Here is a 25,125-nt window from a genome sequence, read left to right on the forward strand (position 1 = left end):
AAAAACAAACTCAAAAAAGCCTCACAACCGTGAGGCTTTTTTATAATGCTTATTCTTGAAACGTTTGTTAGCAAGATCGTTTCCTTGACCTGCTTTATCTGCGGTCGCCAAGCTATCAAAGTCTGTGACATCTACATCTTTTCGGTACTCTCTAAAAAAATTGATTATCTTTTCAGGAAAGAGAAAATAACCACGATAACGACACTTTTTTTCTATTACGATAACAAAAGTGCGGATTGACACGTACGCCGCCCAGACCAATATTGGCGTAAAGAAAATCGGCAAGAGTTTAATTAGCCAAATTGACAAGCCTAAGCAGACTAAGCACTTCGCTTTTATTTTCCACAAACCAGAGAAACCATAAAACTCAAAATAGTCGAGTCGATTTAAATACCATTTTCCGATTTTAGTGCCGGTTTCATTTTGATACTTATATTCACGACTCATAGTTTTACTTCCTATAGTTTTATTAGAAGTTAGAACACCTTCTTCAGTTCAGCAATTTGCTCGTCGGTATAAGGCTTAGCTGGGTGGAGCCCCCAAACAGGTTTTGGCCAAGCAACATCCTTGGTAAAGCGAGCGATATGATGAACATGTAGCTGAGGGACCATATTACCTAGCGCTGCAACATTGAGCTTATCTGGGCTAAATACCGCTTGTAATGTGCGGCTTAGCTGTGCCGATTCTTGCCAAAACTGAGCTTGTAGTGCTTCATCTAAATCAATGATTTCACGACAATCTTCAACACGTGGTACTAGAATAAACCAAGGGTACTGACTATCGTTCATCAAGAGTACTTTGCACAGTGACCAATCAGCCAGTTCAATGCAATCTCGTTGTAATTCAGGCGCTAATTCAAATGCCATAATAAAAATCCTCTTTCAATTATGTTGTTCACTTTATCCTAATACATTGCCATTGCCCATGCTTGCCGTTACCATCGCTCTACTTTTAATAACTAACAAGGTGATTTTGTGCGCATTACATTCAAATCAATGGCGCTAAGCTTACCGTTAATGGCCGCTGCAACTACAGCCGTTGCTCAACCATTAACCCTAGAGCGTATTTTTGATGATCCAGGTTTGGCTGGTAAAGCCCCTGTGCAACTTAAGTTCTCTCCTGACGGCAGTCGTGTTACTTACCTACAAGGTAAAGTGGATGACTACAACCGTTATGATTTATGGGAATACAACTTAAAAGACAACACAAATCGCCTATTAGTTGACTCTCAAGCACTTTTCTCTGGTCCTGAAACTTTATCTGACGAAGAAAAAGCCCGTCGTGAACGCCAGCGTATTTTTGGTCGTGGTATTTTAGAATACAAATGGTCAGCAGATGGTAAAGCGTTGCTTTTCCCACTTAATGGCGACTTGTACTACTACCAAATTGCATCGGGCAAAAGCCGAAAGCTAACAAACACTGAAGCTTTTGAGACCGATGCGCGTTTCTCACCAAAAGGTAACTTTGTTTCCTTCATTCGTGAGCAAAACCTATATGCCTTAGAATTGAGTTCAGGTAAAGAAATTCAATTAAGCAAAGACGGTGGCGGCACCATTAAAAATGGTATGGCTGAGTTCGTAGCGCAAGAAGAAATGAGCCGTATGACGGGTTACTGGTGGTCAGGTGATGAGAGCAAAATTGCTTTCACCCGTATCGACGAAAGCCCAGTACAAGAAGCCATTCGTAACGAGATTTACGCTGATGAAGTAAAGCTATTCAACCAACGTTACCCGTTCACGGGCACACCAAACGTAGAAATTGAACTGGGTGTGGTAAAGCTAAACGATCAAAAAGTGGATTGGATTGACCTTGGCGAAGACAAAGATATTTATATTGCCCGCGCTAAGTGGTTAAAAGACAATAAAACACTCTCTTACCAATGGCAGAATCGCTCTCAGCAAAAACTTGAATTACGTTTTTACGACAGCAAACGTAAAACACAAAAAGTGGCACTGACTGAAACCAGCGATACGTGGATTAACTTGCACTTTGACCTGCGCTTCCTAAAAGACAAAAAGCATTTTGTTTGGGCCTCAGAGCGTGATGGCTTTAAGCACCTTTACTTATACCGCACAGATGGCACACTTATTCGCCAAATCACAAAAGGTGATTGGATTGTTGAAAGCATTAAGGCAATCGATGAGAAAAAAGGCATAGTTTACTTCTCTGGTCGTAAAGATACACCGTTAGAAAGCCACCTTTACAGCGTACCGCTATTCAAAAAAGGGCATATCACGCGCATCACTCAACCTGGTAGCTTCCACCGTGTAGTTGTCGCAAAAGATGCTAAAACATTTATCGATAAGAGCTCGTCTGTAAACAAGCCAAGTTCGGTTGCTTTACGTAAAGTAAACGGTGATTTCATCACTTGGTTAGAAGAAAACAAACTAGATGACAAGCACCCACTGACTCCTTACCTAAGCAACTTAGTTGAGCCAGAGTACGGCACACTAAAAGCAGAAGACGGTCAGCTAATGCACTACCGTATCTTCAAACCTGCGAACATGGAAAAAGGTAAAAAGCACCCTGTTATGGTTAACGTTTACGGTGGTCCACACGCACAACGTGTAACTAATAGCTGGCGTAGCAAAAACTTATATTTCCAATACATGGCGCAACAAGGTTATGTGATCTTCCAATTAGATAACCGTGGTTCTTACAATCGTGGTAAAAAGTTTGAAGATCCTATCTACAAGTACTTAGGTGAAGTTGAAGTACAAGATCAGATCCGCGGCGTTGAGTTCTTACGCACGCTAGATTATGTTGACGCAAACCGCATTGGTATCTATGGTCATAGTTACGGTGGTTACATGGCGCTTATGACCATGTTCAAAGCTGGCGACTACTTCCAAGCGGGTGTTTCTGGTGCACCAGTAACTGATTGGGCACTGTATGACACACACTACACTGAGCGTTATTTAGGTCACCCTGCGACAAATGCAAAAGGCTACGAAATGAGTGCAGTATTCCCGTATGCTGATGGCTTAAAAGGTCCACTGATGATCTATCACGGTATGGCCGATGACAATGTATTATTTACACACGCAACTAAGCTATTTAAGCAACTGCAAGACGATGCTAAGCCATTTGAGATGATGACTTACCCAGGCTCGAAGCACAGCTTACGTGGTAAAAAAGTACAAACACACTTACATCAGACGATCACTAACTTCTTTAATCGTCACTTCAACATGTAAAAGTAGTGCTAAGCCGTGACCTTTCAGGTTGCGGCTTTTTCAGAAAATACCCAAAACTTACTAAAAGTATAATTCCCAAGCATAGCTATTGCCGTGCCCACCAAAAAAGCCAAAAAGAGTGGTGCAATCAAGCTCAAATAATAAAACACACTGATATTGATCATGCCAAAAAAATGACTCACCGATAGATGCCGAATAAATTGTTTAAACCAATCTGAATCATAAGCTGCAAAAGTAAAAAAACGATTACCAAAACAAGTTATTATTGTAGCGCACCAAAAAGCACTTACCCGTGCAAGCAAACCCTCTATATTCATAAAAACAAGAAAATAAAAAATCAAGAGATCGGTGACAAAACCGAGGACCCCCACTATGGCAAACTTAATAAACTGCTGACCCAAACATTTATCTCCAAAATGACAAACACCGTTAAAAACTACAAAAAGGCTGGTCTAAAAAATGTCTAAAACTGAGCGACATTTTTTCGACATTCTCCTGTTTAAACTGAGCGTATTGAACAACTCGGAGTAGTCAAAATGACACCACTTTCATTGGTTAAGCTGAGCCCTTCTAGTGATACACAATCTCAAAAAGCAGGGTCGCCAAAAAAGCCTGTTATCAGCCTCATTGTGCCTGTATTTAACGAGCAAGAGGTGCTCAGGGCATTTCACCATAGAGTATGCTCGGTGAGCGCGAGTATTAAACAATGTCGTTTTGAGCTTGTGTATATCGATGACGGCAGTCATGACGACTCTTGGCAAATTCTACAAAGCCTAACTCATCAATTCTGTGATGTTCGCTGCTTACAACTGAGCCGCAACTTTGGCAAAGAAGCTGCCGTTACGGCAGGCCTTGAACATGCAACAGGTGATGCCGTGGTGTTACTTGATGCAGATTTACAAGACCCGCCTGAATTGCTCCCTGAAATGATACAAGCTTGGCAACACGGTGCTGACGTGGTCAATATGAAACGCGCCAGTCGTCAAGGCGAGTCTTGGTTCAAAATAGCCAGTGCGCATGCTTATTACCGCCTTCTAAACTGGGTATCAGATAGCCCAGTTGCTGAGGATGTTGGAGACTTCAGGTTATTATCTCGCAATGTCGTTGAGGCAATTAAACAACTCCCAGAGCGAAATCGCTATATGAAAGGTTTAATGAGCTGGCCCGGCTTTAAACAAATAACCTTAGAATTTGAACGCCCCGAACGCGCAGCTGGTACCACCAAGTGGAACTACTTTCAACTTATCAAGCTTGCTCTGTCAGGGATCACCTCGTTTAGTGTCAAACCGCTGCGCTTTGCAACTTGGATGGGGGCGTTAGTGTCTTTATATGCCTTCATTTTTGCCGCTTGGGTGGTGATAAAAACGCTGGTATTCGGCGAAGTCGTACAAGGTTACCCGAGTATGATGCTCACTATGCTCGCCTTGGGCGGAGTGCAATTACTGGCGATTGGCATTCTAGGAGAATATATTGCAAGACTGTTTACCGAAGCAAAACAGCGACCTATTTATTTAGTCATGACAGAGCACTATAAACCTTGTCACACTGCGGAGCAGCGCCATGAGGTTTAGTAATTGCTTGTTGGTCATTACTGCCCTACTACTATTAATCAGATTATTAACATTAGGCATGTATCCGCTGTACGATACCACAGAGGCAAGATATGCAGAGATAGCCAGATTAATGGTGCAAAGCCAAGATTGGATCACTCCTTGGTTTGATATCAATGTGCCGTTTTGGGGCAAGCCACCTGCCCATACTTGGATCACAGCTCTCAGCTTTGAGATATTTAGTATCAATGAATGGAGCGCGCGCTTTGCACATTGGTTAATGGGCTCGGCAACAGTTGTATTACTTTTCGCATTTACCAAACGTATTCTAGGTCAGACTCTTGCCATATATAGCAGTTTTATTTTGGTAACGTGTCTGGGCTTTTTTGTCGCCACCAGCATGGTGATGACCGATCCGGCACTCCTTTTTGCAAGTACTTTAGCCATGACCAGCTTTTGGCTCTGCTATACAGAAAAAAGCCGCCTAGCAGGCCTTGTTTTCTTCTTCGCATGTGGACTAGGTATGCTTATCAAAGGTCCTGTTGCCGTTGTTATCATAGGGATTGCTCTTGTCGTTTGGGCTATTTGGCAAAACCAGCTACTCAATGCCATCAAATCGCTACCTTGGGTGTTAGGGCTCACCGTCTTTATCGTAACTTTTGCGCCATGGTATCTACTTGCTGAGCAAAAGACGCCGGGCTTTATAAATTACTTCATTATTGGCGAGCATATTCAACGCTTTTTAGAACCAGGTTGGCAAGGTGACTTATATGGCAGTGCTCATCTAGAAACGAAAGGCACTATCTGGCTATTCTGGCTAGGTGTGGCATGCCCTTGGTCGTTTATTTTAATCTTCAAATTACTCACCGAACCGAAACAACTAAAAGCTTTATGCAAAATAGAGCTGAATCGCTACCTGATTGCTTGGGCCATTGCACCAATGCTGTTGTTTACACTGGCGAGTAATATTTTATCTGCCTACGTGCTTCCAGGCTTACCTGCATTTGCACTATTGATGGCCATCGTGTTTTCACATGAAAAACAGCTAGCTGTTTCAAATATACCCGTATTACAAGCAACGGCTGATAAGCAGTTTTTGACTATAGGTCTAGTGTGTTTAGCACTATATAGTTTAATGATAACCGCCGTCATTAAAGGCTGGCACAGTAAGTACTCTGAAATCGAACTACTCGAAGTGATTGCGAAGCCTTGCCCTTCGGTGCCTGTTTTTTATATAGAAAAACGACCATTTTCAGCACGCTTCTACAGTTGTGGCAAAGCACAATTAATTGAGCAAATTGCTGAACTATCAGACATACTTAATACTCAGAAACAAAGCTATTTGGTGCTGACAAATACACAAAAAAAGATACTCACTTTACCCAGCACGCATACCTGCTTAACCATTAACACGAGTCACAAAGGGGTTCTACTGACGTGCACACAGAAAAGTCGCTGAGCATTTTATTGGTCGAAGATTCTCAGCAAGTCGCTGAGACCATCTTCGACTACTTTGAAGAAGAACAGTACGAATTAGACTATGCAGCCAATGGCATTATGGGGCTGCAATTGGCCTGCGCTAATCGCTATGACTGTATTATTTTAGACATCATGCTGCCTGGTCTCGACGGCATCGAAATTTGTAAACGCTTACGCGCACAAGGAAACAATACCCCAATCATCATGCTTACAGCCCGAGATACCCAACAAGACATGCTAAGTGGCTTAAATTGCGGTGCAGATGACTACATCATTAAGCCTTTTGACCTTATGCTCTTAGAAGCGAGGATCAAAGCGGTTATCAGACGCACCCAAGGCGTTGGTTTTAAAACACAATTAAATGTGGGTTCATTAATGATTGATTTAAATACTCGAACAGTCAGTCGAGCCGGTCAGTCAATCAAGCTCAATCCCAGTGGCTATAAAATTTTACTGACACTAGCAAAACAAAGCCCAAACCCAGTTATTCGAGAGACCATTGAGCAGGCACTTTGGCCCGATGATGTACCGGACCAAGATCTATTACGCCGACATATTTACCAATTGCGTAAAGCACTCGATAAACCATTCGAGCAAGACATGCTAATAACCGTACCTAAGTTTGGCTATAAGTTGATCACAGATGAAAACGCTTAAACAACAGCTTTTTAGAGCAACATGGCTCGGCGCAATTATGCTTATCTCAATTTATACATTGGTATTGAGCTCTGCCATTATGTATACCGAGAATCGCAGTAGCGAGCAGAGACTCAGTATTATTGCTCCCCATCATTTTAAACAGTTTGCAACGACCGAAACATCTGAGATAGAGATAAACCCACTCCTAACACTCTACAAAGATTACTCATCTTTACCCCAAAAGATACAAGCCGCTATCTCAGAGGGTTGGACGGGTGTACAAACTTTCCAGTTTGATGATGACAGTGAATTTAGTGTATATGCAGCCGCTTTTGATGATCAGACACACACCTATTATGCCGTTGAGGATGTGAACCCAATTGAGTGGAGTGATGCTGATTTATTAAAAGTTGAGGTTATTTTTGCCGGTGCTGGTGGTTTACTTTTTTTACTAGCAACTTATCTGATCCGTGTTCAAGCGGGCCGTTTAGCAAAACCGCTTCAGGATTTAGTGCATCATATCAGCGATAAAAACAAAGATGATTTAGATACAGACATTGTCAATGAGAAAAGTTGTGCGGAGATCTATCACATCGAAACGGCGGTGAACCATTATCGCCAACGGATGAAACAAATGCTCCACAGAGAGCAAACCTTTACTCGCTATGTCAGCCATGAATTGCGAACACCTATGATGGCCATTAAGGGGAATGTGTCTGTGTTACAAAAGCGACAAGGCGACAATAAACAATTGAAAGGCATCAATAATGCCTTAGATAACGTGAATGAATTAATTCACACCTTTTTGTGTTTGGCCAGAGAATCAGAGCTAGCGCCTACTCCAATTACACTCGATAATAGGTGGGTTGAAATGCTCATTGCCCCCCTACAAAATAAATGCCAGGCGAATCAAGTCACTTTACATTGGCAATTACAAGAACCTTTTGACATAAACTGTGAAGCAATCCTGTTGCAGACGCTTGTATATAATCTATTAGACAATGCCATAAACTGTACCTTTGATGGCGAAGTTGATTTATTCGTCAGTCAATCAGGTGTCGTCGTGATAGATTCAGGTATAGGACTTGATGAAAAGCCCAGAGGTTATGAAGGGTTTGGTGTAGGTTTACAAATCGTTGAAGATATTTGTGCAAAATACCATTGGCAATTCTCATTACAAAGTAACCCTGAACAAGGTTGTCGAGCCGAAGTAACATTTGTATAAACAAGGAGAGCGCTATGCGCGAACAAGCCCTGATAGAAGCCAAGCAGCTACTCGCCAACGCTAAGATTGCGATGCTCTCTACTCATTCAAATACTTTGCCAGGCTTCCCGTTTGGTTCAACAGTACAGTTTTTTGCTAATACCAAGGGACAAGTCTATCTATTCATTAGTGATATAGCTCAGCACGCTAAAAACTTGTCTCATGACAACAAATTATCTCTAACGGTATTTGAGCAACAAGACTGTAATGACCCACAAATGTCGCGCTTAACCCTCGTCGCTGAGGCTACTAAACTTGCTAGAGATGATAGTGAGAATTTAATCAGCCAATTTGTTGAACACTTCCCAAGTAGCGAGCAATATAAAGATCTAACCGACTTTCATATTTGGGAATTGAATATGGTAAGAGCCCGCTTTATCGCAGGCTTTGGCAAAATATTTTGGTTAGAACAAGATGAATGGGCGTATGGAGAATGATGAGCGTTAGGTAATATCTTCTCCAGCTTCATCCATTTCCACCCATTCAGTTTCTTCAAGGGCTGCTTTGATCCACTTTTGTAAAGCAGGACACTCAAGCACTCGCTGCATATAGGCGGTTGCCAACTCATTAAGCTCAATACCATAAGTCTTAAAACGTAGTACCACTGGCGCATACATAGCATCCACGATAGACCAATCACCAAATAACCAGCCCCGATGTTGCTCATATTGCTCCGTGAATATTTGCTCAATACGTTGAATGTCACGCTTTGCTTGTTCACTTAAGACAAGTTTACGCTTAGCACGAATATTCATCGGCATTTCATTACGTAAAGCGTTAAACCCTGCATGCATCTCAGAGGCAAGCGCTCTTGCTTTTGCCCTTTGACTGATTTCACTCGGCCAACCTTTCCCTGATAAATAAGTTTCACTTATATACTCACAAATTGCGAGAGACTCCCACACAAGGCTATCACCATCTACCAAGCACGGAACTTTCGCAGTTGGCGTAATATTTTTAAGCGAGCAAAAAAATTCAGGCGTTTCTAAATTGAGCTTAGTTTCTTCAAAATTAATACCCGACTTTTCTAGCATTAGCCAGGCTCTTAATGACCAAGTCGAATAATTTTTATTAGCGATATATAGCTGCATAAATGATTTCCTTGTTAACTGCTGTATCGTGGTTTAACGTCAATGAAAATAACCTGGGCTCAGGTTAAGTAATTTTATAAACCTTGACTAACTGATTATTCTTATACAACCTATAAGAAAATCGAATAGGTACTCACAATGGATATTGACGCGCTGCGCAGCTTTTTAGCTTTTATAGAAACAGGTAGTTTTACTCGCGCTGCAAAACAGGTGCATCGCACCCAAGCTGCAGTGAGTATGCAGATGAAGAAGCTGGAAGACGATGTCGGTAAATGCCTATTTGAAAAACAAGGTCGATTATTAACCCTAAACCAAGATGGTCGACAGTTTAGTCACTATGCTAAGCAGCTATTGCAGCTCCATGATGAAACTTTGCAGACGATGCGCCATAGCGCGAGCAATACGCTGCTCAGACTGGGTTGCCCAGATGATTATGCCGACAACCTTTTACCAGTGCTGATCCAGCACCTACATGCGCAATTCAATAATCTAGACTTAAGAGTCACGTGTTTACCAAGTTTTAAAATCAAACAATTGCTGGATGCGGGCGATTTAGATCTTGGGCTTATTACCCGCTCCCCCGACTCCGAAGAAGGTCAGCTCATATACCAAGACAAAGGGGTGTGGGTGTATAACCCAGAGCACAGCGCTCACCTTAAATCACCTTTGCCTATTGCTGTATTTCAACCTGATTGTCGTTTTCACCAAGGCGCCATCGAGGGGCTTATGAAAGCAAAAACTCCCTTTCAAGTCGTCGCGAGTTGTAGCAGCCTTGCTGCTTTATTGGGTTTGGTAAAGCAAGGTATCGCCATAGGTGCAATCGCAAATATATCTACCGCAGACTATAGCGTGTTAAGTAACGCTGAGTTGCCCACTTTACCCGGTGCTAATATCGCTTTGATCCGCAGTCAAAGTCTGCGTAACCCTATTTCCCAAGACATTTATGAGCAACTCAGTCAGACTATGAGAACGTTTGCAATAAACTCGCTATAAATATAAGCATATGATACCAACCCTCAATAATACTCAATCATTTTGAGGGATTAAAACTGACTCTAATTTCGTTGAAATTTACTTATTTACGACTGCATGGATGCAGAAGATAGAGCAATACAGGAGCAATTGCCGAGCACAACTAAATAGCAAAATTTCCGCCTCGTTATCGACTAGTTTTTCTTGCATCAAAATAGACCGCTTAATTAAAAGTATTGGTATGAAATATCTACACATCAGCTTTGACACTTTTTCACATTCTCATACATTCCGTCTACAACCGCTGACATTCCTCCAACAGACTCTAACAAGCTTGAGCTCTACTATGAGCACATCAAAACCAAACAGGAATGTTCATCATGAAAACTCGCGCACTATTATTAATGGCTTTACTATCATCAACGGCTCTAATGGGCCAAGCTCAAGCTTCTGAAGAAAAACACAAAGTTGGTATTCAACTTTCTGGTGGTGGTGCAGAATACAAAGGCTCAAGTAAAGACGGTGACGGTGTTGGTCAAGCGTATCTTTACTATAACTACCAGTTTTCACCAATGTTGGCTTTAGAAGTCGGTTTAAATGGCGGCAGTGAAGCTGATGACTGGGAATGTACTGAAGAGAACGATAATAAATTCACCTGTAAAAATAACGATAAGCCGCTGTTTAATTTAGATGCAAATAAATTAGAGTACAGTAACTTAGTGTTTGCAGGTAAAGGTGAATACTACCTAACAAAAAACAATAGCCTTTATGCTAAGTTAGGTGCGAACTTTTACGATTACGACATTAAACAAAATAGCAAAGTACTAAATTCTGATGATGGTGTAGGCTTGTTTGCTGAGCTAGGTTGGGAGTATGACTTTAATAATGGCATCGGCATTAATGCATCTTACCAGTACATGGATATGGGTGACCTAGATACATTTACACTGGGTGTAGGTTTAAGCTACCGTTTTTAATTCAGCTCAACACCGAAAGTAAAAACAAAAAAGGTTAACGCAAGTGTTAACCTTTTTAAGATAAATGGATTTATTAATCCAAGCTATGTGCTTTTAGGACATCAAGCGGTATGTAGTCCAGAACTTTCTCATGAGTTGCATGAAGCTTTACCGGTGGCGCAACGCCTGCTTCATAAGCTTCTTTCCAGCGTAATGCGCATAAACACCAGCCATCACCAGGTTTTAACCCTGGAAAACCATATTCAGGTATCGGCGTACTTAGGTCGTTGCCTCTTAAGCGTGTAAACGTTAAAAACGCTTCTGTTACAACTGCACACACAACATGAGTACCGATATCAAGGTGATTTGTGTTGCAGAACCCGTCCCTCATATACCCGGTTAATGGATCACTACAACACAGCTGCAACTCACTGCCCAATACATTCTGAGCTTTCTTCTCAGTCATGACCTTTCACTCTTTTAAATATTTGAGAGTGTTAAAACGAAGAATTACTAAGCATCGATCAATTGCTGCTGTAATTGATGGATTTCATCACGTAACTTGGCCGCTTTTTCAAACTCTAGCTCTCTAGCATGATGCATCATTTGTGTTTCAAGTGCGCTGATCTGCTCTGCAATTTGCTTCGGATCTAGATAACCCGCTTTAGGCTCAGCGACTTTTGCTGACACAGGTGAACTTGATGACTCATCGACGCTTTCACCGACATCCATCACATCCGTGATTTTCTTATTCAATGCCGTTGGCACTATGCCGTGTTTTTCATTATAAGCTTCTTGTATTGAGCGACGACGTTCGGTTTCTTCAATGGCTTTTTTCATCGACTTGGTGATCACATCACCATATAAAATTGCTTTACCATTTAAGTGACGTGCCGCTCGACCAATTGTCTGTATTAATGAGCGCGCAGAGCGTAAGAAGCCTTCTTTGTCTGCATCGAGTATTGCGACAAGAGACACTTCTGGCATATCCAGACCTTCTCTGAGTAAGTTAATACCTACTAGCACATCAAATACGCCTTTACGTAAATCGCGGATAATCTCCATACGCTCAACGGTATCAATATCCGAGTGTAAATAACGCACCTTCACATCATGGTCATTAAGATAATCTGTTAAGTCTTCAGCCATACGCTTGGTTAAAGTGGTCACCAAGACACGCTCTTTCTTCTCAACACGTTTATAAATCTCAGAGAGTAAGTCGTCCACTTGTGAGCCAACTGGGCGTACTTCTAATTTAGGATCAAGTAAGCCCGTCGGGCGAATAACCTGCTCAGCCACGTCGCCATTTGATTTCTCTAATTCGTAATCGCCGGGTGTCGCTGACACATAAATAGTCTGCGGTGAAATCGCTTCAAACTCATCGAATTTTAGCGGTCGGTTGTCCATAGCCGATGGCAAACGGAACCCGTATTCAACTAAGTTTTCTTTGCGGCTTCTATCCCCTTTATACATGGCGCCCACTTGAGAGACGGTCACATGAGATTCATCGATGATCATTAGCGCATCATCAGGCAAATAATCGAGTAACGTTGGAGGCGGCTCGCCAGGCGCACGGCCAGAAAGATAGCGGCTATAGTTTTCGATGCCCGAGCAATAACCCAGCTCGGTCATCATTTCAATATCGTATTGCGTACGTTGAGCAACACGTTGCTCCTCAACTAAGCGATTGTCATCGAGCAGACACTTTCTTCTGTCTCTTAGTTCATCTTTTATTTTTTCAATGGCATCTAAGATTTTCTCACGAGGAGTAACATAGTGGGTTTTTGGATAGATGGTTGCACGAACAATATGTTTTTCAATAGCACCCGTAAGCGGATCAAATAAGCTCAAACGCTCGATTTCGTCATCGAACATTTCAACTCGCACACCAATATCGTCAGATTCTGCAGGGAAGATATCGATCACCTCACCTCTTACACGATAAGTACCCCGACTAAAATCAATGTCGTTACGAGTATATTGCAGCTCAGCTAGCTTTCGTAGGATGTCGCGTTGGTCAACTGTATCACCGACTTTCAGCAGTAACATCATCTGCATATAAGAATCAGGATCACCCAAACCATAAATCGCCGACACAGACGCAACAATAATGGTGTCTCGTCTTTCTAATAACGCTTTGGTTGCCGATAAACGCATTTGCTCAATGTGTTCATTTATCGACGCATCTTTTTCTATAAAGGTATCACTTGCCACCACATAAGCTTCAGGCTGATAGTAGTCATAATATGAGACAAAGTACTCGACTGCATTTTCAGGAAAGAACTCTTTCATCTCTCCATATAGCTGTGCCGCCAAAGTTTTATTGTGAGCGAGTATAATTGTCGGGCGGTTCAGGTTGCTGATTATATTCGCCATGGTAAAGGTTTTACCCGTACCCGTTGCGCCCAGTAAAGTTTGGTGTGCAAGGCCCGCGTCTAAACCATCGCATAATTGCGCGATGGCCGTTGGCTGGTCACCATTTGGTGAAAACTCGGAGTGAAGTTTAAATACATCAGTCATGTTTTAATTCCTGCTCAGGCACAGATTGCATGCGGTTTAAACTCGCGCAGAACCAATTGTAGGCGACAATGGCTGTGACCAAATTACCGATTGCAGCACCAATAAATAACCCTTTCAGACCTGCTAAATGCGATCCTAAATAAGCGAATGGTACGAAAAACACAAACAATCTGATCACGCTCAGTAACAAGGCATTCATTGGTTTGTGAAGCGCATTAAATGAAGAATTACTTAAGATGATCACTCCTTGCAAACCGTAGCTCAATGGCATGATATAAATAAACAGCTCAATGATGCCTTGAACTTCTTTTTCAGCACCAAAGGTTTGACTAATTAAGCCTGAGCATAGGAGTAATACAATATAAATAGCAAACTGCCAAACCATTACGAACTTTAATGTAGTTTTATAGGCTTCTGTCACACGCTGATAATTCTGCGCCCCATAATTTTGACTGACAAAAGGCGGTAATGTCATCGACAATGCAAGTACCACTAAACTCGCGATAGATTCAATGCGGCTACCTACCCCAAAAGCTGCAACCGCTTCAGGCCCATAAGTTGCGACAATCGCTGTCATAACAGCCATGGCGATAGGTGTCAGCATATTCGCGCCTGCAGCAGGAAAACCGATTTTTAAGATTTTCTTCACAGCCTGCATAACGCCCTGCTCTCCAGGGCTTACACTGAGCAGGCGCTTTTTCACTGCAAGTAAATAAAAGATAATACCTACCGCCACAGACCAAGCAATGACACTGGCAATCGCGGCACCTTGAACACCTAGTTCAGGGAAAGGACCAATGCCAAAAATAAGAAGAGGGTCGAGGATCGCATTTATCAAACCCGCAGCACCCATAATAATACTTGGCGTTTTAGTATCACCACTGGCACGTAGTACTGAATTACCAATCATAGGTGTGATTAAGAATACGCTACCCAAGAACCAAATAGACATATAGTCGTATATATGTGGCATTACTTCAGCGTGAGCACCAAGTAGTTTAAAAATCGGCTCTATCATTAAAAAGCCAAATAAAGACAACAAGAACACCATCACTGCTGATAATAAAAGTGCAATGGTGGCATCAAACTTTGCCTCTTCAACTTTATTAGCCCCCAGCGCTTTGGCAATTACCGCTGACGTACCTATACCTAAACCTATTGCAAGGCTTATTACTGTAAAAGTAACAGGGAAAGTAAAACTGACAGCCGCAAGCTCTTCAGTCCCTAACATACTGATAAAGAAAGTATCGACTAAATTGAACATCATTAGCGTGATCATGCCAAATATCATGGGAATGGTCATACGTTTGAGTGTGGACGGGATGCCCCCTTCAAGGATGTCGTTAGAGACCTGAGACTGCTGCGCTGATGCCATATTAAATAGAAACCTTAAGATAAGCCCGACCAGTGGATTGAGCATTCTAGATCATCATGAAAACTAAACCCAGAGGATCGTGATCATTTATCAACAATAAATATTAATTCAACTCTGAGATCTTCGCTTTTGAATCATTTAGACCAAGCTATGCACCAAAAAGGCACAAAAACACCTTCCATAAGCACTTACTAACCTGTCGCTATAGTCGCCACTGAGATTTTTTTGCACAAGTATGACGCTTATTTGACTATAAAAAATACGGGAATGAGCAAAATCCACCCAAACCAGAACAAAAAACAACAACCCCTTGTTTTTATTGAATTAAAAAAAATTAGTAAAAAGTATTGCAAAGCTCTCAAAGCCCGACATATATGGCTTTGCAATACTTTTTAAAGATTAATAAACAATGTTATCCACAGATTCTGTGGGTAAGTGTCATAAAGCTAATAAAATAAAGACTTATAGCACGATCAAAAGATCAGAAATACATCAATGGAAAAGGATCTTTGTTTCCTTTATGTGACAGTAAAAGATCTTTAGTCACTGATGTTGATAACTTTAAAGTTATCAACAGGCGAATTAGCTATCTAAATATATTCATTTAGCTTTTATAACCCCTTATTTTAAAAGGCCAAATAAAGGCTATTCATAAATTCTATTCGGCCGAACAACTTTAAATGTCTATTTTCTGCACAAAACTAAAAAATGTAACAAACAATATACTTTGCATTTTTGCGATCTAGATCTACTAGACCAGGAAAATGTAAGATCAAGTTAAAAAATTAAATTTTAGCCCCTTAAGACTAAATCTCACTTTAGTTGTTCAAAAAAGGTATTTTTGTTCATTTTAACTACAACATTAAAAGAGCATTCCAGATTTTTCTTTATTTCAATAGTCGAACTTCTACTAAAAAATCGACAAATCGGATATAAAACCAGCGGATAAGCGGATTTTTTAAATTTCTGTCATTTTATTTGTTGACACCTTGGCAAGGGGTCATTAATATTTCGCCCCGTTGAGAGACACGCTTCCCCCTTAGCTCAGTTGGTTAGAGCGACGGACTGTTAATCCGCAGGTCCCCCGTTCGAGTCGGGGAGGGGGAGCCAAGTTTCTTGATAATAACGATTCCCCCTTAGCTCAGTTGGTTAGAGCGACGGACTGTTAATCCGCAGGTCCCCCGTTCGAGTCGGGGAGGGGGAGCCAATCGTTATAGTGTAATTCCCCCTTAGCTCAGTTGGTTAGAGCGACGGACTGTTAATCCGCAGGTCCCCCGTTCGAGTCGGGGAGGGGGAGCCAACACTACCACCCTTTTACATTGTTCCCCCTTAGCTCAGTTGGTTAGAGCGACGGACTGTTAATCCGCAGGTCCCCCGTTCGAGTCGGGGAGGGGGAGCCAATATTCAGATTCTCATAGACTTTTCTTTAACATTGCACTACCCTACTACAGTTAATTTTTTCCTTTAAAATCGCTGACTCAGCTTAATTAAATAATTAAAATTTTTGCTTTTTTTGCGATAATTGTTCCTCAATTTTTAAACTTAGTTGACGATAAAGAAACGTATTATCTTGGCTATAAGTATGCGCTCAAAAATTTAGGCTAGCTTAATTGCAACTAGATTATTTGAAGTTTGGAATAAAACTAAAAAGAACAGAAAGACACAATAATGGCAGGCTTTAAAAAACTTATATTTGTGCAGTTGATCTCTTGGCTTCTGTTTTCACTTGTTGGTGTATTCTTCTTTGCGACCAGCTTTGATTCAGCAGTGTCAAAAGCACAGCAAAGTGCACAAGTAATGGTGACTCAGTATATAAAAGAAAAAACCATGGCAGAGGTCACCCCTCAGCACATTCGTCAAGCACTGGCTAATGGTAATGTGTTTTCAACCTTCATTGTTAGAGACTTTAGTGGTGACACAGTTTTAAACGTTAATACCCACAGCCCATTGCCTTTTATAGCTGAAATTATCGAATCGAATATTAATGCTATTCGCCCGCAATTTGCTGTGAATGTGACTAAAGACATTAAAATTGAATTCATTATTAACGCACAAAGTCAGGCGCAACTGCTACAGCAAGCTGTCATTATGATGTTTCTTATTACCGCCCTACTCGCATTTATTCCTGTCTTCTATATGAAAGCAATTTATAAACGCTTAAATCGTAATGTCAGTATGACTGTTGCTGATGCGGTAGATATGTACATTACTCAAAACCAAGTGACCGACAGCATAGAAAATGACTTTAACGCAGGTAAGGTGCAAGCACTGGGTGCAGAGCTTGCTCCCTCTTTTAATCGTTTAGCGCATTTCTTAAAGAGTAAACAAGAAGATATTCAGAGTGCCGCACAAAGTATAAAGCAAGAAGCTTATAAAGATGTGGTTACTGGTCTGGGTAACCGTAACATGTTCGTGGAGTATTACGAGCAGCATATTGAATCAAGTAACAAAAAATCATTTGGTACCCTTGCCATGATCCGTTGTAGTGAACTACAAGTGATCAACCAAACTCGTGGTTACCAAAAAGGCGACGAGTATATTAAATCAGTATCAGAGATTATTACCCATGTTTGTGGTACTTACACAGGCGGACAAACCTTCAGGTTAAACAGCTCTGACTTTGCGGTTATCTTGCCAAACATTCCGGCAAAAGAAGCCGAGCACTTTGGTGATACATTACAAGCAAGATTCACGCAGTACCAACAGAATCAAGAGCTCAGCTCAGTGGCTAATACAGGTATTGTTCCATACGAAACTGGCAAACCATTGGGTGAGATATTATCTGTGGTCGATAATGCCATGAGCATGGCCCAGAGCAAGCAAGCGAATGCGTGGCACATTCAGCGTGAATCTGACCTTATTAATAATGTTGGTGCAGGTTTTGGTAACCAAAACTGGCGTAAAGTAATCCATGATGTGATCGAAGCAAAACGCGTCAGCTTAATGATGCAAAACATTATGCCTATAGGTAAAAATGTTAAAGCCTATGCCGAAATTCAAGCGCGCTTTAAAACTGAAGATAACCAAATGCTACCAACGGCGTCTTTCTTGGCGATGGCAGAAAAACTTGAGATGGCCATCGAAATCGATAAATTGATTATAGATACGTCACTTGAGCTCATAAAAACCCGTAACTTCACTGAAAAGTTCTTCGGTATCAATGTCACGGCGTCAAGCGCCCACTCTGATCAATTTGTGATCTGGTTAGAACGTCGTCTATTAAAAGATGCCAATATTGCTTCGAAATTGATTTTTGAAGTGAGCGAGTTTGGTTTACAGCAAAATATTAAAGCCAGTAAACGCTTTATCGATATGGTTCACCGCGTTGGTGCACGTATCACCGTAGAACGTTTTGGTGTTGGTTTAACCTCATTTAAGTTCTTCAGAGATTTAAAACCTGATTTCATCAAGATGGATGCAAGTTATACCCGTGGTCTAGAAGAAGATAAAAACAACCAATACTTCATGCGTCTGATGGTCGACCTTGCTCATCGTATTGGTGTGAGTGTGTTTGCTGAAGGGGTCGAAAACCAAGAAGAAAAGCACGTCGTTGAAACACTCTGCCTCGACGGTGTTCAGGGTTACTACATAGAGAAACCCAAAGAAATATAATAGCAAAAACCAGGCCCTTTCAGGGCCTTTTTTGATTTCGCTGCGTATATCCGTAAATCTTTACAAAAATACCCATTTATCAAAACAATTCTGCCGTTTTTGTTGTGATATTCAGCGCCAAACTTGGTAAAATTAACAATCGCTAGGCACTCAATAAAAAGGCGTCAACGTTAGGGGCTATAATGACTGAATATATTCTGTTGCTGATCGGCACAGTATTAGTAAACAATTTCGTGTTAGTACAATTCTTAGGCTTATGCCCTTTCATGGGCGTATCAGGCAAGTTAGACACTGCCGTTGGTATGTCAATGGCCACCACTTTTGTACTCACGCTAGCCTCAGTAACGAGTTACCTTGTTAACGAGTATATATTGCAACCTCTCGAATTAGAGTTCTTACGCACCATGAGCTTCATACTCGTTATTGCTGTGGTGGTGCAATTTACCGAAATGGTGGTGAAGAAAACCAGCCCTACCCTATACCGTTTACTGGGTATTTTCTTACCGCTTATCACAACTAACTGTGCGGTATTAGGTGTTGCCCTGCTTAACATTAAAAATGAGCATACCTTTGTGAGCTCAGCCGTATTTGGTTTTGGTGCTGCAGTTGGTTTTTCTATGGTGCTGGTCTTATTTGCCGCACTGCGTGAACGCCTTGCAGTTGCAGATGTACCAACGCCGTTCAAAGGTGCCTCAATTGCCATGATCACCGCCGGCTTAATGTCTCTTGCCTTTATGGGCTTTTCTGGATTAGTGAAGTTTTAACCATGACCTTGTTTTATGCACTCATTGCGCTAGGTTCACTGGCGCTGATTTTTGGCCTTATACTCGGTTACGCCGCAGTAAAATATCGTGTTGAAAGCAGCCCTGTTGTCGACCAAGTCGATGCCATTTTACCGCAAACACAATGTGGCCAATGTGGTTACCCGGGTTGTCGCCCTTACGCCGAAGCCATTGCTAATGGCGACGAAATTAATAAATGCCCACCGGGTGGTGATGCCACCATTAAAAAATTAGCTGATTTGATGGGCGTTGAGCCTAAACCTTTGGCTGGCGGCGAAGAAGCTGAGCCTGTTAAAACTGTGGCATATATTCGTGAAGATGAATGTATCGGCTGTACTAAATGCATTCAAGCTTGTCCGGTTGACGCCATTGTTGGTGCCACAAGACAAATGCATACCGTATTAAAAGATGAATGTACCGGCTGTGATTTATGCGTTGAGCCATGTCCGGTTGATTGTATTGATATGCTCCCTGTTGCTGAAACTAAGCAAACATGGAAATGGCAGTTAAACGCCATTAACGTCACTCAGATTGATTAGAGGTTGCCGTGGAATCGTTATTTGAACAAATAGAACGTGGAACGCTATGGCAATTTCCTGGCGGTATTCACCCACCAGAACAAAAAACATTGTCGAACCAAGCGCCTATTCGCCAGCTTCCCTTACCTGATAAATTGGTTATTCCATTAAAACAGCATATTGGTGCCAACGGTCAACTACTTGTCCATGTGGGCGATCATGTTTTAAAAGGCCAAGCACTGACAAAACCCGCTGGCAATTGGTCTTTACCTATCCATGCCGCTACTTCAGGCACCATCACCGCCATTGAGCATAGACCATCGGCACACCCTTCAGCTTTGCCAGAGCCGAGCATAGTACTTGAGCCTGATGGTAAAGACACTTGGTGTAAGCTTGAAGCACTTGAGCAATACAAAGATATTTCTAAACAGCAATTAGTCGATAAAATCCATGATGCAGGTATTGCCGGTATGGGTGGCGCAGGCTTCCCAACCTACGTGAAAGCCAGCAGCCAAGCAGAGATTGACTTTTTTGTTGTCAATGGCGTTGAATGTGAACCTTATATCACTGCCGATGACATGTTAATGCGTGAACATGCTGAGCAAATCGTGCAGGGCATTGAGATCATGCAGCACTTACTCTCTCCAAAATATGTCTTAGTTGGTATTGAAGACAATAAGCCTGAAGCCATTGCTGCGATGCAGAAAGCATCAGCACATAACGATAAAATCTTAGTTCGCTCAGTGCCAACAAAATACCCTTCTGGCGGTGAAAAACAACTGATCAAAGTACTGACTTCTCGCGAAGTGCCTAGTGCGGGCATTCCTGCAGATATTGGCGTATTAGTGCAAAACGTCGGTACTTTATTTGCGATAAGCGACGCTGTGCTTCATGGCAAACCGCTCATTGAGCGTGTTGTTACTGTAACCGGTAACACCATCAAACAAGCACAAAATGTTTGGGCACTGATGGGCACTGAGATTAAGCACCTACTCGATAGCCAAAAGTTTGAACCAGTTACTGCGCAGCGCGTCATCATGGGTGGGCCAATGATGGGCTTTACCTTACCAACAGTGCGCATTCCTGTGGTCAAAACCACAAACTGTATTTTGGCACCTGACAACCAAGAGCTAGCCGAGCCAAACGATGAAAAAGCTTGTATTCGCTGTAGTGCGTGTGCCGATGCTTGCCCGCAAACTTTGCTACCACAACAATTACAGTGGTTTGCTAAGGGCAAAGAGTATCAAAAGCTTGAAGAATACAACCTGTTTGATTGTATTGAATGTGGTGCGTGTTCGTACGTTTGCCCGAGTGAAATTCCACTGGTGCAATATTACCGCGTTGCCAAAGCTGAGATCCGCGAACAAAAACTAGAACAAATCAAAGCTGAGCGAGCAAAAGAGCGTTTCGAAGCCCGTAAAGAACGTTTAGAGCGAGAACAAGAAGAACGTCAAAACCGTCATAAACGTTCAGCTAGCCGCGCTACTCAATCCACACAAAGTAAAGAAAAAGTGGCTGAAGCACTTGAGCGTGTTAAGAACAAGAAGACACCAGAAAAGTCAGCAGTTGAAGCTGCAATTGCCCGAGCTAAAGCGAAAAAAGCGGCTGATGGTTCACTCGAGCCAGATAATAGTGCTGTTGCATTAGAGCGCGCTAAACGTAAAGAGCAAGCTCGCCAATACAAGGCTGAGAAAGCCACAGATGACAGTGCCGATAAGCCTAAAGATAATAAGGCTGCTGTTGCCGCTGCAATTGCCCGCGCGAAAGCGAAAAAGGCCGCGCAGCAATCTGATACAGATGATGTAAATACAGAAAAACAAGCAACTCAGACGGATGCATCGACCGATCCGCGTAAAGCCGCGGTTGCCGCCGCCATCGCTCGTGCAAAAGCAAAGAAAGCGGCACAAAATGCTGATCAAGATGAAGCGCCAACTGAAACTGAAAGCATAGAAGATCCGCGTAAAGCCGCTGTTGCTGCCGCCATTGCCCGTGCAAAAGCAAAGAAAGCAGCTAAAGAGACTGAGCAAAGCGATAGCTCAGTATCTGATAGCGAGCCGGAAGATCCTCGCAAAGCTGCTGTTGCAGCTGCTATCGCCCGTGCAAAAGCGAAAAAAGCAGCTAAAGAAGCTGAGCAAAGTGATGAAGCTGTAGCTGATAGCGAGCCGGAAGATCCACGCAAAGCTGCGGTTGCAGCCGCCATCGCTAGAGCAAAAGCGAAAAAAGCAGCGAAAGAAGCTGAGCAAAGCGGTGAGACTGTAGCTGATAGCGAACCGGAAGATCCACGTAAAGCCGCGGTTGCCGCCGCCATCGCTAGAGCAAAAGCAAAAAAAGCAGCGAAAGAAGCTGAGCAAAGCGATGAGACTGTAGCTGATAGCGAACCGGAAGATCCACGTAAAGCTGCAGTTGCGGCAGCCATTGCCCGTGCAAAAGCGAAAAAGGCAGCTAAAGAGGCAGAGCTTGCGGCTAGCGAAGACAATGTCGAAGCTGATACTCAAACTGAGCAATCAGAACAAAGCAGCGAGCCAGAAGATCCGCGTAAAGCGGCTGTTGCTGCAGCCATCGCCCGAGCTAAAGCGAAAAAGGCTGCAAAAGAAGCTGAACTAGCAGCTAGCGAAGAAAGTGATGAGACGGATACTCAAACTGAGCAAGCAGAACAAAGTAGCGAGCCAGAAGATCCACGCAAGGCTGCAGTTGCAGCCGCCATCGCCCGAGCAAAAGCAAAGAAAGCAGCTAAAGAAGCACAATTAAAGCAAGAATCAGAAGAAGGAAATGAACCGTCATGAAATTAACCATGGCTTCATCGCCCCACAATCATAGCCATAAAGCACTGAATAAATTAATGATGACAGTGATCGCTGCGTGTGTACCCGGGATCATCGCTCAGTGCTACTTTTTTGGCTCAGCTGTTTTAATTCAAATACTCATCGCACTCATTTCTGTCAGTGCTTTTGAAGCAGCTATCATAAAGATCCGTAATAAAGCCATTTTGCCATCATTAAGTGATGGCTCTGCTTGGCTAACTGGTGTGCTGCTGGCAATCAGTATCCCGCCTCTCGCACCTTGGTGGGTCATCGTCATCGGCTGCCTGTTTGCCATTGTGATCGTGAAACAGCTTTATGGTGGTTTAGGCTTTAATTTATTCAACCCGGCAATGGCAGGTTATGTCTTACTGCTTATTTCATTCCCGGTGCAAATGACTGCTTGGTCGCCAGTGTCTGAACTGTTAGTAACACCAGTGAGTTTTATCGATCAGCTTGCTTTAATTTTCACACAAACCACAACGTCAGGTTTAAGCCTAGAGCAAGTCAGAGCGGGCGTTGATGGTGTCACCATGGCAACACCACTCGATACAGTAAAAACAGCTGTTTCTCAGGGCTATACAGTCACAGAAGCGATGCAAAGTGCTGTGTTCGCCGATTACGCTGGTAAAGGCTGGATGTGGGTTAACCTAGCTTATCTGGCCGGTGGTCTTTTCTTACTTTGGCGCGGCATTATTAACTGGCATATCCCAGTCGCCTTCATTTTTGCATTGGCATTTTGTAGTGCAGTGGGTTATATCATTGCCCCGGGTAGCCACGCTGGTCTTGTTTTCCACCTACTCAGTGGTGCGACTATGTTAGGGGCATTCTTCATTGCCACCGATCCGGTTTCTGCTTGTACCACAGATAGAGGCCGTTTAATTTTTGGTGCAGCCATTGGCGTACTGGTTTATATCATCCGTACTTACGGCGGCTATCCAGATGCTGTAGCCTTCTCTGTGTTGCTCATGAATATGGCAGTACCATTGATTGATCACTACAGTCGCCCGCGCACATTTGGTCATGGAGGTGCACAATGATAGCCAAGTCTATGTATAAAAATGGCGCCATATTGTGTGCTTTTGCATTGGCAACCACAGGCAGTGTAGCTGTGGTTCAGAGCCTGACTGAAACACGGATCGCAGAGCAAGAAAAAGCACAACTGATGTCTTTACTGTCTCAAGTTATTCCAAGTGAGCGTTACGATAACCAACTCTATCTTGACTGCGTAGAAAGTGACGCGCCAGAGCTCGGCCCAGCTGGGCCTCATATTATTTATCGTGCAAGATTAAACGGTGAACCCGCGGCTTTACTTGTTCGTCACATCACTCCAAAAGGGTATAGCGGTAATATCGATATCTTAACTGCAGTTACAAAACGTGGCGAAATCACAGGTGTACGTGTCACCCGTCATGAAGAAACACCCGGCCTTGGTGATAAGGTGGAGCTTTCAAGATCTGATTGGATCACCACATTTAATGGCATGCAAGTCTATAGTGCAAATGATAGCCGTTTCGCAGTTAAAAAAGATGGTGGCGAGTTTGACCAATTTACTGGCGCGACCATCACACCTAGAGCAGTGACTGGCTCAGTGGCAGAAGCCGCTTGGTACGCAACAACACACTTTGATACTTTATTTGCCAAAGACAACCTGTGCGCAGGAGAAACACAATGAGCGAATATAAAACCCTCATAAAAGATGGCATGTGGGCCAACAACCCAGCCATTGTTCAACTACTTGGTTTATGCCCACTGCTTGCTGTAACCAGCACCATTACCAATGCTATGGGCTTAGGGATTGCAACCCTACTAGTATTAGTTGGCTCAAATGTCACTGTGTCATTGGTGCGTAATTTTGTACCAAAAGACATTCGTATTCCTGTGTTTGTCATGATCATTGCCGCGTTTGTAACCATCGTACAGCTATTGATGAATGCTTATACCTTCGGTTTATATCAAGCGCTGGGGATCTTCATTCCATTAATCGTAACCAACTGCGCCATTATTGGTCGTGCCGAAGCCTACGCTTCTAAAAATACCCCGCTATTATCTGCATTCGATGGCATCATGATGGGCCTAGGTTTTATGGTGGTGCTGGTACTATTAGGCGCAATGCGCGAGTTAATTGGCCAAGGTACCTTGTTTGATGGTGCAAACTTACTATTAGGCGATTGGGCGACGGTTCTGCGTATCGAAGTTTTTCAATTTGATAACCAATTCTTAGTGGCTATTTTACCGCCCGGTGCCTTCTTAGGTTTGGGTTTATTAATTGCCGCTAAAAATGTCATTGATGCGCAAATTAAAGCGAAAGCACAGCCTACGCAAGAAGCAGAAAAAGCGCCAAGAGCACGTGTTACTAGCTTAACTTAAAC

22 protein-coding genes and 4 tRNA genes are annotated in these 25,125 nt (G+C 42.7%); 19 read left to right on the forward strand and 7 right to left on the reverse strand.

Features of this window, described 5'->3' with window-relative positions; all coding sequences use genetic code 11:
- Nucleotides 1-21 precede the first annotated feature (21 nt).
- Nucleotides 22-447 carry a hypothetical protein gene (locus tag ACGHEH_RS03370; protein WP_390441813.1) on the reverse strand — a complete coding sequence of 142 codons (426 nt, stop codon included), beginning with the start codon at nt 445-447 and terminating at the stop codon, nt 22-24.
- A gap of 29 nt (nt 448-476) precedes the next feature.
- Nucleotides 477-866: an HIT domain-containing protein gene (locus ACGHEH_RS03375; RefSeq protein WP_390441815.1), complete on the reverse strand. Its 390-nt coding sequence runs from the start codon at nt 864-866 to the stop codon at nt 477-479.
- Between the two features lie 129 nt (nt 867-995).
- On the opposite strand from ACGHEH_RS03375, the gene ACGHEH_RS03380 reads away from it, so the two are divergent.
- The gene (locus tag ACGHEH_RS03380) at nt 996-3,197 is read left to right on the forward strand and encodes a DPP IV N-terminal domain-containing protein (protein WP_390442411.1); all 2,202 of its coding nucleotides are present in this window, start codon (nt 996-998) and stop codon (nt 3,195-3,197) included.
- Between the two features lie 23 nt (nt 3,198-3,220).
- On the opposite strand, the gene ACGHEH_RS03385 is transcribed toward ACGHEH_RS03380, so the two are convergent.
- The gene (locus tag ACGHEH_RS03385; RefSeq protein ID WP_390441817.1) at nt 3,221-3,598 is read right to left on the reverse strand and encodes a GtrA family protein; all 378 of its coding nucleotides are present in this window, start codon (nt 3,596-3,598) and stop codon (nt 3,221-3,223) included.
- A gap of 135 nt (nt 3,599-3,733) precedes the next feature.
- Between ACGHEH_RS03385 and ACGHEH_RS03390 the strand changes: the two genes are divergently transcribed.
- The 5 genes from ACGHEH_RS03390 to ACGHEH_RS03410 are packed head-to-tail and all read left to right on the forward strand — an operon-like array spanning nt 3,734 to nt 8,566.
- Complete coding sequence (locus tag ACGHEH_RS03390; protein ID WP_390441819.1) at nt 3,734-4,768, forward strand: glycosyltransferase family 2 protein; 1,035 nt, start codon at nt 3,734-3,736, stop codon at nt 4,766-4,768.
- Nucleotides 4,758-6,206: an ArnT family glycosyltransferase gene (locus tag ACGHEH_RS03395; RefSeq protein WP_390441821.1), complete on the forward strand. Its 1,449-nt coding sequence runs from the start codon at nt 4,758-4,760 to the stop codon at nt 6,204-6,206. Before ACGHEH_RS03390 ends, ACGHEH_RS03395 begins: the two co-directional genes overlap by 11 nt.
- The gene (locus ACGHEH_RS03400; protein WP_390442414.1) at nt 6,203-6,883 is read left to right on the forward strand and encodes a response regulator transcription factor; all 681 of its coding nucleotides are present in this window, start codon (nt 6,203-6,205) and stop codon (nt 6,881-6,883) included. Before ACGHEH_RS03395 ends, ACGHEH_RS03400 begins: the two co-directional genes overlap by 4 nt.
- Nucleotides 6,870-8,090, forward strand: a complete 1,221-nt coding sequence (locus ACGHEH_RS03405; protein ID WP_390441823.1) for a sensor histidine kinase — start codon at nt 6,870-6,872, stop codon at nt 8,088-8,090. The genes ACGHEH_RS03400 and ACGHEH_RS03405 overlap by 14 nt, the downstream gene beginning before the upstream one ends.
- Nucleotides 8,091-8,104: 14 nt before the next feature.
- A complete protein-coding gene (locus tag ACGHEH_RS03410; RefSeq protein WP_390441825.1) occupies nt 8,105-8,566 on the forward strand; it encodes a HugZ family protein in 462 nt (153 codons plus the stop codon).
- A gap of 6 nt (nt 8,567-8,572) precedes the next feature.
- On the opposite strand, the gene ACGHEH_RS03415 is transcribed toward ACGHEH_RS03410, so the two are convergent.
- The gene (locus ACGHEH_RS03415) at nt 8,573-9,220 is read right to left on the reverse strand and encodes a glutathione S-transferase family protein (protein ID WP_390441827.1); all 648 of its coding nucleotides are present in this window, start codon (nt 9,218-9,220) and stop codon (nt 8,573-8,575) included.
- A 138-nt stretch (nt 9,221-9,358) separates the two neighbouring features.
- Here ACGHEH_RS03415 and ACGHEH_RS03420 point away from each other — a divergent pair, with 138 nt between their 5' ends.
- Both ACGHEH_RS03420 and ACGHEH_RS03425 read left to right on the forward strand, forming a co-directional pair.
- Entirely contained in the window at nt 9,359-10,213 is an 855-nt protein-coding gene (locus ACGHEH_RS03420; RefSeq protein ID WP_390441829.1) for a LysR family transcriptional regulator, read from the forward strand.
- Nucleotides 10,214-10,572: 359 nt separating this feature from the next.
- On the forward strand, nt 10,573-11,169 hold the full coding sequence (locus ACGHEH_RS03425) for a porin family protein (RefSeq protein ID WP_390441831.1): 597 nt from the start codon (nt 10,573-10,575) through the stop codon (nt 11,167-11,169).
- 73 nt (nt 11,170-11,242) lie between these two features.
- On the opposite strand, the gene ACGHEH_RS03430 is transcribed toward ACGHEH_RS03425, so the two are convergent.
- Genes ACGHEH_RS03430 through ACGHEH_RS03440 form a run of 3 tightly spaced genes read right to left on the reverse strand, consistent with a single transcriptional unit; the run spans nt 11,243 to nt 15,043 of the window.
- Nucleotides 11,243-11,614 carry a DUF2237 family protein gene (locus ACGHEH_RS03430; RefSeq protein ID WP_390441833.1) on the reverse strand — a complete coding sequence of 124 codons (372 nt, stop codon included), beginning with the start codon at nt 11,612-11,614 and terminating at the stop codon, nt 11,243-11,245.
- A 47-nt stretch (nt 11,615-11,661) separates the two neighbouring features.
- Complete coding sequence (gene uvrB / locus ACGHEH_RS03435) at nt 11,662-13,668, reverse strand: excinuclease ABC subunit UvrB (RefSeq protein ID WP_390441835.1); 2,007 nt, start codon at nt 13,666-13,668, stop codon at nt 11,662-11,664.
- Complete coding sequence (locus tag ACGHEH_RS03440) at nt 13,661-15,043, reverse strand: MATE family efflux transporter (RefSeq protein WP_390441837.1); 1,383 nt, start codon at nt 15,041-15,043, stop codon at nt 13,661-13,663. The genes uvrB and ACGHEH_RS03440 overlap by 8 nt, the downstream gene beginning before the upstream one ends.
- Nucleotides 15,044-16,076: 1,033 nt before the next feature.
- Between ACGHEH_RS03440 and ACGHEH_RS03445 the strand changes: the two genes are divergently transcribed.
- From ACGHEH_RS03445 to ACGHEH_RS03495, 11 genes are all read left to right on the forward strand, one after another.
- Nucleotides 16,077-16,153, forward strand: a tRNA-Asn gene (locus ACGHEH_RS03445).
- A 20-nt stretch (nt 16,154-16,173) separates the two neighbouring features.
- A tRNA-Asn gene (locus tag ACGHEH_RS03450) sits at nt 16,174-16,250 on the forward strand.
- Between the two features lie 16 nt (nt 16,251-16,266).
- Nucleotides 16,267-16,343: transfer RNA gene (locus tag ACGHEH_RS03455), tRNA-Asn, on the forward strand.
- Between the two features lie 23 nt (nt 16,344-16,366).
- Nucleotides 16,367-16,443: transfer RNA gene (locus ACGHEH_RS03460), tRNA-Asn, on the forward strand.
- Between the two features lie 268 nt (nt 16,444-16,711).
- Entirely contained in the window at nt 16,712-18,655 is a 1,944-nt protein-coding gene (locus tag ACGHEH_RS03465) for an EAL domain-containing protein (RefSeq protein WP_390441839.1), read from the forward strand.
- A gap of 182 nt (nt 18,656-18,837) precedes the next feature.
- Nucleotides 18,838-19,419: an electron transport complex subunit RsxA gene (gene rsxA, locus ACGHEH_RS03470; protein ID WP_390441841.1), complete on the forward strand. Its 582-nt coding sequence runs from the start codon at nt 18,838-18,840 to the stop codon at nt 19,417-19,419.
- 2 nt (nt 19,420-19,421) lie between these two features.
- Entirely contained in the window at nt 19,422-19,976 is a 555-nt protein-coding gene (rsxB, locus tag ACGHEH_RS03475; protein ID WP_390441843.1) for an electron transport complex subunit RsxB, read from the forward strand.
- A gap of 8 nt (nt 19,977-19,984) precedes the next feature.
- Nucleotides 19,985-22,738 carry an electron transport complex subunit RsxC gene (rsxC, locus tag ACGHEH_RS03480; RefSeq protein WP_390441845.1) on the forward strand — a complete coding sequence of 918 codons (2,754 nt, stop codon included), beginning with the start codon at nt 19,985-19,987 and terminating at the stop codon, nt 22,736-22,738.
- Nucleotides 22,735-23,793: an electron transport complex subunit RsxD gene (gene rsxD / locus ACGHEH_RS03485; RefSeq protein WP_390441847.1), complete on the forward strand. Its 1,059-nt coding sequence runs from the start codon at nt 22,735-22,737 to the stop codon at nt 23,791-23,793. Before rsxC ends, rsxD begins: the two co-directional genes overlap by 4 nt.
- Nucleotides 23,790-24,428 carry an electron transport complex subunit RsxG gene (gene rsxG / locus ACGHEH_RS03490; RefSeq protein ID WP_390441849.1) on the forward strand — a complete coding sequence of 213 codons (639 nt, stop codon included), beginning with the start codon at nt 23,790-23,792 and terminating at the stop codon, nt 24,426-24,428. Before rsxD ends, rsxG begins: the two co-directional genes overlap by 4 nt.
- On the forward strand, nt 24,425-25,123 hold the full coding sequence (locus ACGHEH_RS03495; protein WP_058030776.1) for an electron transport complex subunit E: 699 nt from the start codon (nt 24,425-24,427) through the stop codon (nt 25,121-25,123). The genes rsxG and ACGHEH_RS03495 overlap by 4 nt, the downstream gene beginning before the upstream one ends.
- The last annotated feature ends 2 nt before the right edge of the window (nt 25,124-25,125 follow it).

Origin of the sequence: Pseudoalteromonas sp. MTN2-4 (genome assembly GCF_042848605.1) — a bacterium.
Classification (GTDB): Bacteria; Pseudomonadota; Gammaproteobacteria; order Enterobacterales; family Alteromonadaceae; genus Pseudoalteromonas.

Bases quoted from the DNA above. Each gene is read 5' to 3' on its own strand.
- ACGHEH_RS03370 (WP_390441813.1), bottom strand. From the start codon at position 447: ATGAGTCGTGAATATAAGTATCAAAATGAAACCGGCACTAAAATCGGA.
- rsxD (WP_390441847.1), top strand. From the start codon at position 22,735: ATGAAATTAACCATGGCTTCATCGCCCCACAATCATAGCCATAAAGCA.
- ACGHEH_RS03465 (WP_390441839.1), top strand. From the start codon at position 16,712: ATGGCAGGCTTTAAAAAACTTATATTTGTGCAGTTGATCTCTTGGCTT.
- ACGHEH_RS03390 (WP_390441819.1), top strand. From the start codon at position 3,734: ATGACACCACTTTCATTGGTTAAGCTGAGCCCTTCTAGTGATACACAA.
- ACGHEH_RS03395 (WP_390441821.1), top strand. From the start codon at position 4,758: ATGAGGTTTAGTAATTGCTTGTTGGTCATTACTGCCCTACTACTATTA.
- uvrB (WP_390441835.1), bottom strand. From the start codon at position 13,668: ATGACTGATGTATTTAAACTTCACTCCGAGTTTTCACCAAATGGTGAC.
- ACGHEH_RS03380 (WP_390442411.1), top strand. From the start codon at position 996: ATGGCGCTAAGCTTACCGTTAATGGCCGCTGCAACTACAGCCGTTGCT.
- ACGHEH_RS03425 (WP_390441831.1), top strand. From the start codon at position 10,573: ATGAAAACTCGCGCACTATTATTAATGGCTTTACTATCATCAACGGCT.
- ACGHEH_RS03495 (WP_058030776.1), top strand. From the start codon at position 24,425: ATGAGCGAATATAAAACCCTCATAAAAGATGGCATGTGGGCCAACAAC.
- rsxA (WP_390441841.1), top strand. From the start codon at position 18,838: ATGACTGAATATATTCTGTTGCTGATCGGCACAGTATTAGTAAACAAT.
- ACGHEH_RS03415 (WP_390441827.1), bottom strand. From the start codon at position 9,220: ATGCAGCTATATATCGCTAATAAAAATTATTCGACTTGGTCATTAAGA.
- rsxB (WP_390441843.1), top strand. From the start codon at position 19,422: ATGACCTTGTTTTATGCACTCATTGCGCTAGGTTCACTGGCGCTGATT.
- rsxG (WP_390441849.1), top strand. From the start codon at position 23,790: ATGATAGCCAAGTCTATGTATAAAAATGGCGCCATATTGTGTGCTTTT.
- ACGHEH_RS03420 (WP_390441829.1), top strand. From the start codon at position 9,359: ATGGATATTGACGCGCTGCGCAGCTTTTTAGCTTTTATAGAAACAGGT.
- ACGHEH_RS03430 (WP_390441833.1), bottom strand. From the start codon at position 11,614: ATGACTGAGAAGAAAGCTCAGAATGTATTGGGCAGTGAGTTGCAGCTG.
- ACGHEH_RS03375 (WP_390441815.1), bottom strand. From the start codon at position 866: ATGGCATTTGAATTAGCGCCTGAATTACAACGAGATTGCATTGAACTG.
- ACGHEH_RS03440 (WP_390441837.1), bottom strand. From the start codon at position 15,043: ATGGCATCAGCGCAGCAGTCTCAGGTCTCTAACGACATCCTTGAAGGG.
- ACGHEH_RS03410 (WP_390441825.1), top strand. From the start codon at position 8,105: ATGCGCGAACAAGCCCTGATAGAAGCCAAGCAGCTACTCGCCAACGCT.
- ACGHEH_RS03405 (WP_390441823.1), top strand. From the start codon at position 6,870: ATGAAAACGCTTAAACAACAGCTTTTTAGAGCAACATGGCTCGGCGCA.